Raw genomic sequence first — 14,548 nt, 5'->3', positions numbered from 1 at the left:
TGAGCCTGCCGAGCTGATAAATCCAAGGCTTACTTCTCACGGCTTCGATAAGCTGCGTTTATGACAAGTCTGCGGCAGCTCGAGTACCTGGTCACGGTGGTCGACACCGGTTCGTTCACCCGGGCCGCCGAGCAACTGCACGTGACGCAGCCCGCGCTGTCGCACCAGATGCGGGCGCTGGAGCACAGCGTCGGCGGGCCGTTGCTGGAACGGTTGCCGCGTGCGGTCCGGCTTACGCCGATGGGCCGCGCGATGCTGCCGCATGCCCGCGCCGCGCTCGCCGACGCCGAACGTGCCCGGTGCGCGGCCCGGCAGGCGTCTGGTCAGGTCGCCGGAGAGCTGCAGATCGCCACGGTCTACTCGGTGAGTCTTGGCGTGCTGCCGCCCGCGCTTCGGGTGTGGCGGCGCGAGCGGCCGGACGTCGACGTGCGGCTTTTCGAGTACCGCCACGCCGACGAACTGCGCGACGCGATGCTCGCCGGAGAAGCGGATCTCGCGATCGGTCCGCGTCCGGAGGGGTGGACCGGCCCGGTGCGATCGCTGGGTATCGAGGAGTTCGTCGTGGTGCTCCCGGCGGACGGCGCGACGGAGTCCACTTCGGACGGTTCGGTCGACCTGGCCGAGCTTGCCGACTGCGCGTGGGTGCACTACGCGCCTGGTCACGGCTTGGCAGAACTGCTCGACGCTGCCTGTGCGGAAGCGGGGTTCCGGCCGCGTCCTGCCGTGCGGACGGAACAGACCGCCGCCGCACCGTTGCTCGCGGCGGCCGGATTGGGGCCCGCGCTGGTTCCGGCGAACGTGCTGCCCGCGGAGTTCAGCGGCCGGGTTTTGCGTCCTGGCAAGCCGATCCGACGAGAACTGGTCGCTTACGGCCGCAGTGAACCGGACCCGTTGACGGCAGCGTTCGGCGAAGTGCTGACGCAGTACGCGCGGGTTTAGTCACGCAGGCGCGTCAGGTCAATTCCGGCGAACGGCGTGGTCACCGCGTCGTGGACCCGGGCGGACCAGACGGCGTGGCCGTGTCCAGTCCACAGTGGAATCGCCGGGAGATCCCGCAGGGCTTCGTTCTCCGCGATCCGGAACAGCTGCGCGGCTTCTTCCGGTGACGCGGTGGTTTCGGCGGAGTTGAGGTCGGCGGCGAACCCGGCATCGGTGTAGCCAGCGGCGTCCGCGAGCGCGTGAAGAATGTCGGACGGGCTCGGCGACACGGCTTTGACTTCCAACGCGGACGGCCCGGTTGGCTTGCCCCCGGTGGCTTTTCGCTGTGCGGTCACCGAGATTCCCAGGCTCTTCGACAAGCCGTCGGCCAATGCCTGCGGCCAGGTGCCGTCGAAGCTGTCGTAGTACACCGCGGCGTCGCCGGTGAATCCCGCTTGGTTCAACAGGGATTTGGCGGCCGGGCCGTCGAAAGTGCACGGACGGCAGCCTCCGGTGCGCTCGCCGGGCGCGACCGCGGGCGGCAGCAAGCCCTTGGCCGCGTCCGCCTGGTGCGCGAGCGGCCCGGACTCCAGCGCGCCGCGGTCGGTGCCGAGCGCGAACGCGTGCCGCACCGTCGGGTCGGCGAAGCGCGTTGCCTCGGCGGAAAACACCAGGTAGCCAGCGCGAGGGAGTGCCCACATCGCGTGCCGGTCGGCGAAATCGGCGTGCATCGCCTCGTGCCGGTCGCCCGGGACGGACGTGGCGACGTCGAGCTTGCCTTCCTTGACCTCGTCGTATTGCTCGGCTGGATTGCCGACGCGCAGCTCGATTTCCTTGGCCCGCCCCGGATCCGCCGTGACCCGGACGAGCTTGCCGCCGGAGCCGGACTGCCAATCGCCCTCCAGTCGCAGCGGGCCGTTGCCGATCGGATGCCGGGTGAATCCGTTCCAGTCGCGCGATTTCAGCACCGACGCGGGCAGCGGCACGAGACCGGGCGCGGACAGCCAGGCTGGCACCTGATTCGACGGCCGGTCGAGCACGATCCGCAGCTGCTTCGCGTCCACTGCGGTGATTTCCTTGGCCCGCAACGACTTCGTGAGCACCGGCGTACTCGCCCAGTGGTGACCCGCGATCGCCTTCCAGGTGTCCACATAGGACTGCGCGGTGACCGGAGTTCCGTCGTGGAACTGCCCCGGCCGAAGCCGCACGGTCCACGTCGTCTGGTCCGTGCTGCTGATCGATTCGGCCGCGCGCGGGGTGGCTTTTCCGCTGGCTGGATCGTAATCGGCGAGCGGCGTCCACAGCGCGCCGGTGACGAGCCGGCCGGACGGATCGGTGACGTCGGCGGGCAGCAGGGTGCCGGGTTCGCCGAGGCCGACCGACAAGACGCCGGGCCGGGCGGGTTCGGCCGACGACGAACAGCCGGAGAGACCGGCCGCGACGACGGCGGCGAGCGTGAGCGGGACCAGCAGACGCGATCGCATGCTGACTTACTACCAGGTGGAAAGCCACTAAAGGCGGTTGTGTCCGGTTAGGGACCGTCTTAAAGTACTTCAGTCACACTGGGGTCTCCGGGAGGTTTCGCGTGCGCCGTTGGTGGATTCGTTCCGGACTGGCGATGGCAACGGCAGCAGCGACTCTGGTCGCCACCGGATTGCCCGCCGCGGCCTGCGAGGACGACAAGCCGGTCACCGAGGCGAAGCACTCGCTGGGCGACCCAGGCGCGATCAAGGGCGTGCAGCCGGTCGGCAACGTGCCCGACGCGCAAGGGGCCATTTCGGCGAACTTCCTCAGCTATGGCAAGCGTGACGTGATGGTCGTGTCCGGTCAGTTCGGCTTGAAGGTCTACGACCTCACGGACAATCCGGCGAAGCCGCGCGCGATCGGCGAGCTGAGCCTGCCCGGGCTGTGGGAAACCGAAGACACCGAGGTCGACGCGAAGCGCAAGCTCGTGTTCCTCTCCCGCGACCCACGCGCGTTCAAGGGCAACACGCACACCGGCGAGTCCGGGATTTACGTGGTCGACGTCGCACACCCGGAAAAGCCGGAGATCCTCAGCTACGTCAAGGTCCCGGCGGGCCACACCACCAGTTGCGTCGACGGCTGCCGCTACCTCTGGACCGGCGGCCCGGCGAAGGCCGACAACCAGCCCGCGGACTGGGGCGGCCGGCCGATCTGGGTCACCGACGTGCGCAACCCGCGCGCCCCGAAGGTGCACCCGGACCCGATCGAACTCGCCCGCAACGACGGCAAGACCGACTACGTGCACGACGTGCAGGTGGACAAGATGGGCGTTGCGTGGGTGTCCGGCGCGGGCGGCGTGCGCGGCTACTGGACGTCCGGCCTCCATCGCGACCCGGTGCAGAACCGCTACCGCTGGGCGACCGCGCTCAAGCCGGTCCCGTATGCGGGCGGCGGAGTATCGGAAACCGCCGCGCCGTCGAAGTTCATGCACAACAGCTTCCACCCGGTCGGCTCGCGCGACGACGGCGCCTGGCGAGGCCACGACATCGTGTACGCCACCGAGGAAAGCTTCCTCCCCGGCTGCGCGGGCGACGGCGTGCTGACGATCTCGTCGCTGGACGGCTCGTACCAGGGCGAAGGCTGGCGGTCCACGCCGGAGAAGCCGTTCCGGATGCGCAGCATCGGCACCTGGGGCGTCGCCGGACAGGAAGGCAGCGACCCGGTGTCCGACGACTGCTCGGCGCACTACTTCGACCTGCGCGGGCACGTGCTGGTGCAGTCGTTTTACGCGCAGGGGACCCGATTCTTGGACGTGAGCGACCCGTCGAACCCGACGCAGATCGCGTACTTCCGGCCCGCGGACGCGGCTTCGTGGGCGCCGTATTGGCATGACGGGTACGCGTATGTGGCGGACAACAAGCGGGGGATCGACATTCTGAAGCTCACCGCTTAGCGGCGGGTCAGCCGCGCACCGCAGCCAGGCACTCGTCGTACAGGTCCATGATTTCGCCCTTGCCGTCGTTGACGACCCACGTCATTGACGCGGCGTCCAGGCACGCGAACGCCGTCGCGATCATGGCGCGGGCCTTCGCGCCCTCATTGCCGGCAGCCGCGTCCATCCGAGTCTCGATGAGCGGCAGCAGGTTCTCCTGGAACCGCAGTCGCTTTTCGAGCCAACCGGCACGCAGCGAGGCCGTGTTGTGCAGGAGGCGGAACCGCTCCAACGCCTGGTCTCGGCTGTCGTGCAAGGCCAGTACGGCAGCAATCCCGGCGCGCAAGACCTCCCAGGCGCCGGCATCGGCGGGCTGTTCGCTGATCGTGTCCGTCAGGACCTGCCCGAACCGGTCTTGGCCGCCGCCGAGAAGGTCCTCCTTGGCGCCGAAGTAGCGGAAGAGGGTGCGCTGGGAGACGCCGGCCTCCCGGGCGATCTGGGCGATGGTCGTCTCGTCGTAGCCCTGCTCGGTGAAAAGGCGCAGCGCCGTCTCGAGGATCTCCTGGGAAGCCAGCTGTCGTGTCCGGTCCCACAGCGTGGTCGGCGGGCCCGTCGCTGAGGTGGCTTCCTGCTTCATGCCGACAGACTAGCTCAGGACTGTCAGATTGGCAGTCGCATCACAGTTGGCAGTCGCTGCCAATCCGCCGTACGCTGCCATTGCGGTGGCCCGCCGTCCTGCGGACAGAGCCGCTCGCCCCGGCCCGGACATCCCCTCGAAGGAGCGCATCATGCGTGCACCCACAGCTTTGATCACCGGCGGAACCAGCGGCATCGGCAAGGCGACCGCCGAACTGCTCCATTCCCGCGGCTACCGCGTCATGGTCACCGGCCTCGGCAATGTCGCCGGCTCCGGAATTCCCGAAGACATCACGGCGGTCCGGGCCGACGCACGGTCCCTGCCGGACATCGACCAGGCGACGGACGAGGCGCGCCGGCGACTCGGCTCCCTCGACCTGCTCTTCCTCAACGCGGGCGTCTCCCGCCCTGGCTCGATCGAATCAACCGGCGAAGACGCCTTCGACGCCCTGTTCGACATCAACGTCAAGGGAAACTTCTTCACCCTGCAAAAGGCGCTGCCGCTCCTCAACGACGGTGCCTCGGTCGTGTTCACCGTGGGCGCCGCCGAAGGACTCGGGGCCGCGATGACCGCGGCCAAGGGCGCTCTGCTGCCCCTCATGCGGTCCCTCGCGCTCGAACTCGCTCCCCGCCGCATCCGAGTCAACGCGGTCAGCCCGGGAATGATCGACACCCCGGTCTACGGCAAGTTGGGGATCTCGCGGGAAATGCTCGGCTCCTGGGCCCGGGACGTCCCGCTCGGCCGCATCGGCGCTCCCGCCGACATCGCCGAAGCCGTGGCCTTCCTCGCCTCGGATGCCGCGAGTTACATCACCGGCGACAACCTCACGGTTTCCGGTGGCATCGGTGTTCATGCCAACGCTTGACGAGTGAGGTGGCTCCGACTGGAAGGCGCACCGGGTCCGTTGCTTCGAAGACCGCTGAAACTCCGCGGCACAGCCGTTCCAGCAGAGGCGGCGTGCTCAACCCCTGCGGGGCTTAGGAATCCGACCGCTCAGCGGCCAGCCAGTTCGCGGAGGAACTGTCGCGCGGAGAACGTGACCGTGCCCTCGGCGAATTCGTTGTCCGCCTCGTCTTCTTCCGGTACTCCGAGGTCTCGCCAGGTGACGAGGTCGCCTCGCCGCGAGACCTTCGCGGCGATGGCACCGCACCCGATGTCTTCGCATTCGGGGCAGACATACAGCAACGTCCGGCCGTCCGGCGAGTCGCCCGGAGCCTCCCCAAGCACGCGGGCCAAGCGTTGCGGGTCGCGCGGATAGTCGGTGGTCAGCACGGAGATCAGGTCCAGTTCAGTGTCGACCAGGCCGCGCAGGCTGACGCCGTCGACCTCGAAGTCGAGATACCTGCGCTCACGCTGATGCTTCCGGCGCTCGCGGATCGAGGGGACCAGACGGATGCGGTTCACGCCAGCCTCCCGGAAACCTTGCCGCCAACCGGATATCGGACCGCCAGTCCGTCCAGCAGCGCCTGCAGCCCGATCTCGAACAGATGGTCCAGATCGAGGTCGTACCCCTCGGCAAGATCCTGCACCATCCGCGCCAGCACCGGATACCGCCCGGATCCCGTCAACGCCGCGTATCCCCGCGCCTGCGTCTCCATCCACTGATCCTCGGTGATCCCGCTCGCGCCCACTGCGTGCCGCTCGCGCTCCAGATGGATCGCGGTGCCCTGAATATGGTTGTAGAACAACACATTCAGATCACACAGATCCGCCGCGTTCAACCCGAAGACCGACAGCGCGGCCAGCGCGCGTTCGTTGTGCGCGGCCAGATTCGGCAGCGGCCAAGGCCGGGTGAGCGGCACGAGATGCGCCAGCCACGGATGCCGCCGGTGCACTGACCACAGCGTGCGCGCCGACAACTCCAACTGCGCCCGCCACCCCTCAGGTTCCCGGGCCGGATAACCGGTTTCGCCGTAGACGGTGTCCGCCATCAGGAAAACCAGTTCGTCCTTTCCGGACAGATAGCGGTACGGAGCCATCGCCGGAACGCCCAGCCGCGCGGCCAGCCCGCGCATCGACAGCGCCGCCACGCCTTCCGCATCGGCGATCGCGATTGCCGTGCGCACCAACCGATCCCGCGTCAACACTGGCCGCTTCGACTCGGTCGCAGCGTGCTGCCCAGCGACAACATGACCCGATCTGGGTTCGGCGTGGATCAGGCGCTCGCGGCGCAACACGTCGAGCGCTTTGGCCGCGGTAGCCGTCGCGACCCCGTGTGTCGAAGCCAGTTGGCGGGTCGACGGCACCTTCGCACCCGGCGGCCGTTCTCCCTGCGAGATCTCCTCGCGCAGCGCGGCGGCGATGCGGAGGTACGGCGGTTCGGTCGGCATCGGCGTCCTGTCTGTACTAGGTCAGGAGGGCAACTGTACTAGGTCAGTTCTGGCATCAGAAGCCAGGTCAAGGCAGGTTTATCAGGGTAATGATGCACCGTATCAAGGGGTGAGGACATGCCTGAAGCACTGGTTTGCGGCGCGGGAGTCGCCGGTTGCGCGTCGGCCTACTGGCTGCGCCGCAACGGCTACGACGTGACGGTCGTCGAGCGCGCGGACGGGTTGCGCAATGGGGGTCAGGCGATCGACGTCCGCGGGGTCGCGCTGGAGGTCGTCGAGCGGATGGGCCTGGGGGAGCAGGTCCGCGCCGCACGGACGCGGATGCGCGGGATGTCGATGCTCGACGCGTCCGGCAACGAGGTGTTCCGTTCCGAGGAGCGCACCTTCAGCAGCGGCCGGCTCGACAGCGCGGACATCGAGATCCTGCGCGACGACCTGGTCGAGCTGCTGCATGACGCGGCCGACGTCGAGTACCGCTTCGGCGACGAGATCACCGCGCTCGACGCCGAATCCGGCCGGGTCGAGTTCGCCAAGGCCGAGCCGCACACGTTCGACCTGATCGTCGGCGCGGACGGCGCGCACTCGGCGGTCCGGCGGCTCGCGTTCGGCCCGGAGGACCAGTTCCGCCGCTACCTCGGCCAGTACCTGGCGATTTTCCCGGCAGCCAACACCGTCGGTCTCGAAGATTGGCAGATCTGGTTCCAGGGCGAAGGTGTTGGCGGCGCGGTTTACCCGGTGCCCGGCAACAAGGAGATCCGGGTGACGCTCGGCTTCGGCGAGCCGGAGTACCGCGAGATCCGCGATGTCGCGGAGCAGAAGAAGCTCGTCGCCGAACGGCTGAGCGAGGTCGGCGGCCCGGTGCCGGACCTGGTCAAAGCCATGGAGGACTCCCAGACCTTCTTCTTCGACGCGATGCTCCAGATCCACCTCGACCGCTGGACGACCGGCCGGGTCGCGCTCGTCGGCGACGCCGGGTACTGCGCGTCCGTGCTGTCCGGGCAGGGCACGAGCCTCGCCCTGGTCGGCGCGTACATCCTGGCCGACTCCATCGACGACTACGAGACCCGGATGCGTCCGTTCGTCGAGCTGAACCAGGCGCTGGCCACGGAAAACGCGGCGGGCCCCGCGTCGGAGGAATCCGTCGAGCGGGCGAAGAACGCGATCAGCCTGAGCCGCTGACCCGCCACGTGGCGGGAGATTCCCGCCGCCCGGCTGGGCCCGTCCGGCTCCCGGGCGGCGAGGATGGGCCCAGTACCCGAAGCCTGGAGGCCCCGCGATGACTGCGTATCCGCCGCTCCCGTTCGACCCCGAGCTTGCCGCGGCGCTCGAGGTGCTCGCGGCCGAGCGTCCGCCGATCAAGACGCTCGAGTCGATCCCGGCGGTGCGCGCGGCCGCGGCGAAGCGGCAGGTCTCGCTGGACGAGATCACCGCCGACGGCGCCCTCGAAGTGTCCGAAGTGGACGCCGAAGGACCGCGCGGCCCGATCCCGCTGATCGTCGCGCGGCCGGCCGGGGCGGTCGACGTCCCGGTGCTGTACTGGCTGCACGGCGGCGGCATGATCATCGGCGGCCACCAGGGCGGCGACCTGTACTTCCTCAAGGAGTACGCGACCGAACTGGGTCTCGGCTTCGTCTGCGTCGACTACCGCGTCGCCCCTGAGCACCCGCATCCGGCACCGGTCGAGGACTGCTACGCCGGCCTGGAATGGACGGTCAAGCACGCTGCCGAGTACGGCTTCGACGCCTCCCGCGTCGTGATCGGCGGGGCGAGCGCGGGCGGCGGTCTCGCCGCGGGAACGGCGCTGCTCGCCCGGGACCGCGGCGGCCCGGAACTGCTCGGCCAGCTGCTGGTGTACCCGATGCTCGACGACCGCAACGACTCTCCCTCGGCGATCCAGATGGCGGAGATGGGCAGCTGGGACCGCGCCGCGAACAACGTCGGCTGGACCGCGCTGCTCGGCGACGCTCGCGGTGGTCCGGACGTGTCGCCATACGCCGCGCCCGCGCGGGCCGAAGACCTGTCCGGCCTCCCGCCCGCGTTCCTCGACGTCGGGAGCACTGAAACGTTCCGCGACGAGGTCATCGCCTACGCGAACCAGCTGTGGCTGGCCGGGGTGCAGGCGGAACTGCACGTCTGGCCGGGCGCCTTCCACGGTTTCGACGGCTCGGCCCCGCAGGCGGCGCTGTCGCAGCAGGCCCGCGCCGAGCGGACGCCGTGGCTGCGGCGGCTGCTCGGCTGAACCGGACGAGCGATGATGGACCGATGAGGGAGCTGGTCACGCATCTGAGCGCGCTCGATCCCGGCGCGGCCGAAACGGTCAAGGTCATCGCGTACTTCGACCGGCTGGTCGAGGGCCGCGCCGGGCTGGAGCCGATCGTGCGCGGGGCGGCGGTGCTGTCCGGCTGTCCCGCGCGGCTGGCCGACGACGAGCGCAGGGTGCGCGTCCGCGTCGAACCGGACGGGCGCGTGGTTCCTGCGGCCGAACCGCCCGATCCGGAATGGCCGTCGGTACCGCTGCGTCCGGACGGACCGGTCGCGCTGTGGCTGGAACGGCCTGGTCCGGCGAGTCCGGTGGACGCGATGGTGCTGGAGCGAGCGTCCGCCGCGGCGAGGGCAGTCCTGGACCGGACGCGCGGCCGGGTCGTCGATCCGGCGTCCGTGGAAGTGGTGCTCGACGCGTCAGCGGACGAGCGAACCCGGCTCCGTGCCGCACATCGCCTTGGCCTCGGCACGACCGCACGCGCTGTCGTGGCAGACGCGGTACCCCTGGTCGTCCCTCCACAGTGGACTTCGCCGGAGCGCACCCGAGTGGGCCTGGGAACCGTGGTGAACCTGGTCGACCTTCCGGCGTCCGGCGAAGAGGCCCGGACCGCTTTCCGCTTCACCGCAACCGAAGATGACCCTGGACCGTCCGTTGTGGACTACGCGGACCTCGGCGGCCTGGCGGTCCTCGCCGACGCGGTCGGGCCGCGCACCAAGCCAGTCGCGGACGTCATCAGCCTGGAGAACGCCCGCACGACGGCCCCGTGGGTGTTGCCCACGCTGGTCGCCGTCGCGGGCGCTCCGAGCCTGCGCGCCGCCGCGAACACGCTGGTAGTGCACCATTCGACCCTGCAGGAGCGCCTGGCCCACGCCGAAGCGCTGCTCGGCTGGCCAGTGCGCGATCCCGCGGGCCGGTTGCGGTTGCAGCTGGCTATCGCCTTGTGGCGGCTGCACCGCACCGGTTGATCACGGCGTGAGCAGCGGCAGCAGCGGTTTCCGCACCGCCGTCGCGACCCCGTCGGACTCGGTGGCGGCGGCGATCCGCTCGTCCGTCGGCGTTCCGTACGACGTGGTCCGCTGCCGCAGCGGACGCCCGAGCGGCTCGACCATCGCGCGCATGTCGCTGATCGTCTTGTACGACCCGTTCGCCGCGCCCGCCATCCGGCTGATCGTCTCCTCCATCAGCGTGCCGCCGATGTCGTTGACGCCGCCCTGCAGCACCGCCCGGCTGCCTTCCTCGCCGAGCTTCACCCAGGAACTCTGGATGTTGTCGAACGTGCCGTGCAGCAGCAGCCGCGACAGCGCGTGCACCGCCCGGTTCTCGCGCAGCGTCGTGCCCGCGCGGGCGAGACCGGCCAGGTAGATCGGCGAACTCTGGTGGATGAACGGCAGCAGCACGAACTCGCTGAACCCGCGCCGCCCGTTGCGCGGCACGCCCTCGCGCTGCAGTTTGGCCAGCAGTTTCAGGTGGCCGACCCAGTGGCTCGGGTTGTCCACGTGGCCGTACATCATCGTCGCCGTGGTCGGCAGCCCGACGTCGTGCGCGGTGGTGACCACCTCGATCCACGCGTCCGTCGGCAGCTTGCCCTTGGTGAGCACCCAGCGGACGTCGTCGTCGAGGATTTCCGCCGCCGTGCCTGGCAGCGAGTCCACTCCGGACTCCTTCGCGCGCACCAGCCAGTCGCGAATGGACAGATTCGTCCGCGACGCGCCGTTCACGACCTCCATCGGGCTGAACGAGTGCAGGTGCATGTCCGGCTGCCGCCGCTTCACCTCGGCCGCGAGGTCGAAGTACGCGGTGCCCGGCAGATCCGGGTGGATCCCGCCCTGCATGCAGATCTCGGTCGCGCCCGCGGCCCACGCCTCGTCGACCCGATCGCCGACCTGCTCCAGCGACAGCGTGTACGCGTCGGCGTCGGTCTTTCGCTGCGCGAAGGCACAGAAGCGGCAGCCGGTGTAGCAGACGTTAGTGAAGTTGATGTTCCGCGTGACGACGAAGGTGATGTCGTCCCCGACAACCTCGCGCCGCAGGTCGTCGGCCAGTTTCGTGAGCGCGTCCAGCTCCGGCCCGTCGGCGTGCAGCAGGGCGAGCGCGGCGTCGTCGGTGAGACCCGCGGGGTCCTTTTCCGCGCTGCGCAACGCATCCCTCATGTCGGTGTCGAACCGCTGCGGCCCGGTCTTGATCTTCCGGCCGATTTCTTTCCAGTCGCCGTAGACCGAATCGAAGTCGCCGCGCCGGTCCTCGGTGCGGCCGGTCGTGTCGATCTCGGTGTGCAGATCGGTGCGGCCGGATTCCTGCCAGCCGCCGTCCGGCTCCTGCCACGGGATCCCGACCGGCATCGCGCCCTCGCGGGCCAGCCCGGTCTCCGCGTCGACCAGCGCCGCGACGTGCCGCGTGACGCGCGGGTCGAGCCACGGCTGGCCGCGCTTCACGTACTCCGGGTAGATGGTCAGCCGCTCGCGCAGCGCGTACCCGGCCTTCTCGGTCTGCCGGGCCAGCAGGTCGATCTGCGGCCAGGCGCGCTCGGGGTTCACGTGGTCCGGCGTGAGCGGCGAGACGCCGCCCCAGTCGTCGATGCCCGCGCGGATCATCAGGTCGTACTGGTCGCCGATGAGGTTCGGCGGCGCCTGGATGCGCATCCGCGGACCCAGCACCAGCCGGGCCACGGCGATGTTCGCGGCCAGTTCTTCGAGGTCGGCGTCCGGGGTCGCACGCATCTTCGTGTCCGGCTTGGCCCGGAAGTTCTGCACGATAACTTCCTGGATGCCGCCGTACTCGCGGGCGGTCTTGCGGATCGCGAACAGCGCGTCGGCGCGTTCCTCGTGCGTCTCGCCGATCCCGATCAGCACGCCGGTGGTGAACGGCACCGAGCTGCGGCCCGCGTCTTCGAGCACACGCAGCCGGACCTCGGGATCCTTGTCCGGCGAACCGTAATGCGGCCCGCCCTTCTCGCTCCACAATCGACGCGCCGTGGTCTCCAGCATCATGCCCATCGACGGCGCGACCGGCTTGAGCCGCTGGAAGTCCTGCCAGCTCATGACGCCCGGGTTGAGGTGCGGCAGCAGACCGGTCTCCTCTAGCACCCGGATCGCCATCGCGCGGACGTAGGAGAGCGTGTCGTCGTAGCCGTGCGCGTCCAGCCAGTCGCGCGCGGCCTTCCAACGGTCCTCCGGCCGGTCGCCGAGGGTGAACAGGGCTTCCTTGCAGCCCATCTCGGCACCCTTGCGGGCGATGTCGAGGACCTCGTCCGGCGACAGGAACGGCGATTCGAGCCTGCCGGGGACGGTGACGAACGTGCAGTAGCCGCACCGGTCCCGGCACAGCCGGGTCAGCGGGATGAACACTTTGCGGCTGTAGGTGATGATCCCCGCGCGACCGGCTTCTTCGAGGCCCGCGTCGCGGATGCGGGAGGCGTGGTCGGACAAAGTCTTGAGGTCGTCGCCGCGGGCGTGCAGCAGCACGGCCGCCTCGGCGACGTCGAGCGTCTTCCCGTCTCGCGCCCGGGCGAGCGCACGGCGCATGGCCGACGGGGTGGGCGTGGTCACGCCAGCTTCGGGCTCCATTCCCGCCACGCTAGGACCCGGCCGCCGCGACCAGCCAGCTCTTACCCCGCCACGGCTCGCGCGACCGGTCCAGGGTGATCATTAGCGCAGGTTGCGGGCTTGTGGACGGTCGTCCGCGCCGGTATTACCTAAAGGGTGGCGTCAGTGATCGGGAAGCGCATCGGCGGGCGGACCTACTACTACCTCGCCGAGTCCGCGCGCGTCGACGGCAAGCCGCGCGTGGTCGGCCAGCGTTATCTCGGGACCGCCGAGGACATCGCGGCGGCGGTGGCCGGCGGCGGTCCGGAGGCGGCTGGGGCGCGGCATCGGTCGTTCGGGGATGTTTCCGCCGTGTGGGGGACGTTGCAACGGCTCGACCTTGTCCGTCGGGTGGACTCGGTGGCTGGGCCGCAGCGTGCTCGGCCGACGCTTGGTCTCCATGTCGCGCTGGCTGTGTTGCATCGGGCGACTGCTCCGGAGATGGAGTTCGAGGAGTGGTGGACTGGCTGTCTGGCGCAGGATCTTGTCCGGCCTCGGCCGCCTAAGGGGTCGATAACGACGGCTAGTCATTGGCGGGCGTTGCAGCGGCTCAACTCGGAGCGGATCGCTGGGGTGGAAACCGTTGTGGCGGAAGCGGTTTTGGATTTGCTGGGTGACGACGGTACGGAGGCGTTGGCGGTTGATGTCGCGCAGTTCGCTGCGTTTACTGCTGCGGATTGCACGCTGCCGTCGGCTTGTCAGGACGTGCTTGCTGGGTTGGGGCTGGTTGTTACGCGGGATGGGGCGATTCCGTTGGCTTCTCGGGTTTATCGTCGGGATAAGGCTCCTACCTTTGGTGCGTTGGCGGTTGAGTTGGGGGAGCGGTATCCGACTACGGATGTCACGTTGGTTTTCCACGCCGGGCAGGCCGCGCAGCTCGATCTTGGTGCGCGGACTGGGTTTGTCGGATCGCTTCCGTTGGCTGATCATCCGGAGTTGCTTGCGCGGCCAGCGTCGATGCGGCGGCGGGTGGATCCGGAGCGGTTCGCCGGGTTGACTGCTTTTGACACTGTGGCGACTGTGGACGGTGCGCATCGGCGGGTCATTCTTACCCATTCCGCGACGTTGCATGCGGCGCAGTATCGGGCGTTTACCAGCGAGTTGAGTACTACTGTGCGGGAGCTTGACGGGCTTGCTGCTGCGCTTGCGGCTGGGACGCATCGGGGTGATCGGACGCAGGTGCATGCGGAGATGTCGCGGATCATTCGGGGGCGGCGGGTGGAGCGGGTGTTGAATACTTCGCTTACCGGGAACCGGGCGGGGGAGCTTCGTCTTGAGCGGCGGGTTGATGAGGCTGCGGTTGCTCGGTTGGCGGAGGAGTTTTTCGGTAAGCAGATTTTGGTTACTGATCGGGATTGGCCTGTTGCCGAGGTGGTTACTGCTTATCGGGCTCGGACGTACCTCGACTCGACATTCCGCTGGTTGACCGGGTCCGCGGTGGCTGGGCCTTCGCCTCGGTGGGAGTGGACTTCGCATCGGATCGCGGTGCATGCGTTGGTGTCGGTGCTTGCTGCGACGGTTACGCACCTGATGCGGAGGGAGGCGGATCGGGCTGGGGTGAATCTGTCGGTGGCTGAGTTGCTTGATCAGTTGCGGGGGATTGGGGAGACGGTGTTGCGGCATCGGTCTACTGGGGGGCGGCCGCGGACTCGGCGGATTTTGTCGGATCGGACTGGGAAGCAGCAGGCGTTGTTTGAGTTGTTTGGGTTGGAGCGGTTTGCGCCTGGGTGATTGCTCGTCGCCTGGCGGCGACATTGCGGCCTTGGTTGCGTGGGGCACCCCGAAGTTTGATTGTGCTGACGGTTCGGGGGTGCTTGTCAAGGCGGGAAAGATGCCTTGACAAGCACCCCCGAACCGCAGGGAGGCTTCGTATCGGGGTTGGGGGAGGGGCTGGGTGCCTCGCTTGTTGGGTGCGTTGGCTGC

12 protein-coding genes are annotated in these 14,548 nt (G+C 69.0%); 7 read left to right on the top strand and 5 right to left on the bottom strand.

The annotated features are described in order from the left end of the window. Window positions 1-60 precede the first annotated feature (60 nt). Window positions 61-939, top strand: coding sequence for a LysR family transcriptional regulator (locus D0D37_RS38275; protein ID WP_116205472.1), 879 nt, complete (start codon window positions 61-63; stop codon window positions 937-939). Here the strand turns inward: D0D37_RS38275 and D0D37_RS38270 are convergent. Next, window positions 936-2,402 carry an ABC transporter substrate-binding protein gene (locus tag D0D37_RS38270; protein WP_116205471.1) on the bottom strand — a complete coding sequence of 489 codons (1,467 nt, stop codon included), beginning with the start codon at window positions 2,400-2,402 and terminating at the stop codon, window positions 936-938. The genes D0D37_RS38275 and D0D37_RS38270 overlap by 4 nt on opposite strands. Window positions 2,403-2,536: 134 nt before the next feature. On the opposite strand from D0D37_RS38270, the gene D0D37_RS38265 reads away from it, so the two are divergent. Then, the gene (locus D0D37_RS38265; protein ID WP_116205470.1) at window positions 2,537-3,835 is read left to right on the top strand and encodes an LVIVD repeat-containing protein; all 1,299 of its coding nucleotides are present in this window, start codon (window positions 2,537-2,539) and stop codon (window positions 3,833-3,835) included. Window positions 3,836-3,842: 7 nt separating this feature from the next. Here the strand turns inward: D0D37_RS38265 and D0D37_RS38260 are convergent, their stop codons facing one another. After that, window positions 3,843-4,451: a TetR/AcrR family transcriptional regulator gene (locus D0D37_RS38260; RefSeq protein ID WP_116205469.1), complete on the bottom strand. Its 609-nt coding sequence runs from the start codon at window positions 4,449-4,451 to the stop codon at window positions 3,843-3,845. A 151-nt stretch (window positions 4,452-4,602) separates the two neighbouring features. On the opposite strand from D0D37_RS38260, the gene D0D37_RS38255 reads away from it, so the two are divergent. Beyond that, window positions 4,603-5,316 (top strand): SDR family NAD(P)-dependent oxidoreductase, encoded by a 714-nt coding sequence (locus D0D37_RS38255; RefSeq protein ID WP_116205468.1) that lies wholly within the window; start codon window positions 4,603-4,605, stop codon window positions 5,314-5,316. A gap of 128 nt (window positions 5,317-5,444) precedes the next feature. Here D0D37_RS38255 and D0D37_RS38250 read toward each other — a convergent pair whose 3' ends face one another. Next, complete coding sequence (locus D0D37_RS38250; protein WP_116205467.1) at window positions 5,445-5,855, bottom strand: hypothetical protein; 411 nt, start codon at window positions 5,853-5,855, stop codon at window positions 5,445-5,447. Further along, a complete protein-coding gene (locus tag D0D37_RS38245) occupies window positions 5,852-6,781 on the bottom strand; it encodes a TetR/AcrR family transcriptional regulator C-terminal domain-containing protein (RefSeq protein WP_116205466.1) in 930 nt (309 codons plus the stop codon). The genes D0D37_RS38250 and D0D37_RS38245 overlap by 4 nt, the downstream gene beginning before the upstream one ends. 117 nt (window positions 6,782-6,898) lie before the next feature. Between D0D37_RS38245 and D0D37_RS38240 the strand changes: the two genes are divergently transcribed. The 3 genes from D0D37_RS38240 to D0D37_RS38230 all read left to right on the top strand — a co-directional run bounded on the left by D0D37_RS38240 (window position 6,899) and on the right by D0D37_RS38230 (window position 10,009). Continuing rightward, window positions 6,899-7,960: an FAD-dependent oxidoreductase gene (locus D0D37_RS38240; RefSeq protein WP_116205465.1), complete on the top strand. Its 1,062-nt coding sequence runs from the start codon at window positions 6,899-6,901 to the stop codon at window positions 7,958-7,960. Window positions 7,961-8,057: 97 nt separating this feature from the next. Further along, a complete protein-coding gene (locus tag D0D37_RS38235; RefSeq protein WP_116205464.1) occupies window positions 8,058-9,020 on the top strand; it encodes an alpha/beta hydrolase fold domain-containing protein in 963 nt (320 codons plus the stop codon). A gap of 23 nt (window positions 9,021-9,043) precedes the next feature. Continuing rightward, window positions 9,044-10,009 carry a helix-turn-helix domain-containing protein gene (locus tag D0D37_RS38230; protein ID WP_116205463.1) on the top strand — a complete coding sequence of 322 codons (966 nt, stop codon included), beginning with the start codon at window positions 9,044-9,046 and terminating at the stop codon, window positions 10,007-10,009. Here D0D37_RS38230 and D0D37_RS38225 read toward each other — a convergent pair whose 3' ends face one another. Continuing rightward, window positions 10,010-12,607: a bifunctional FO biosynthesis protein CofGH gene (locus D0D37_RS38225; protein ID WP_162834687.1), complete on the bottom strand. Its 2,598-nt coding sequence runs from the start codon at window positions 12,605-12,607 to the stop codon at window positions 10,010-10,012. 135 nt (window positions 12,608-12,742) lie between these two features. Here D0D37_RS38225 and D0D37_RS38220 point away from each other — a divergent pair, with 135 nt between their 5' ends. Beyond that, window positions 12,743-14,356, top strand: coding sequence for an IS1634 family transposase (locus D0D37_RS38220; protein WP_425267004.1), 1,614 nt, complete (start codon window positions 12,743-12,745; stop codon window positions 14,354-14,356). The last annotated feature ends 192 nt before the right edge of the window (window positions 14,357-14,548 follow it).

This window comes from Amycolatopsis circi, assembly GCF_003385235.1.
GTDB classification, from domain to species: Bacteria; Actinomycetota; Actinomycetes; order Mycobacteriales; family Pseudonocardiaceae; genus Amycolatopsis; species Amycolatopsis circi.
The sequence above is the reverse complement of the archived record's forward strand: the minus strand, read 5'-3'. Positions and strand labels throughout refer to the sequence as shown.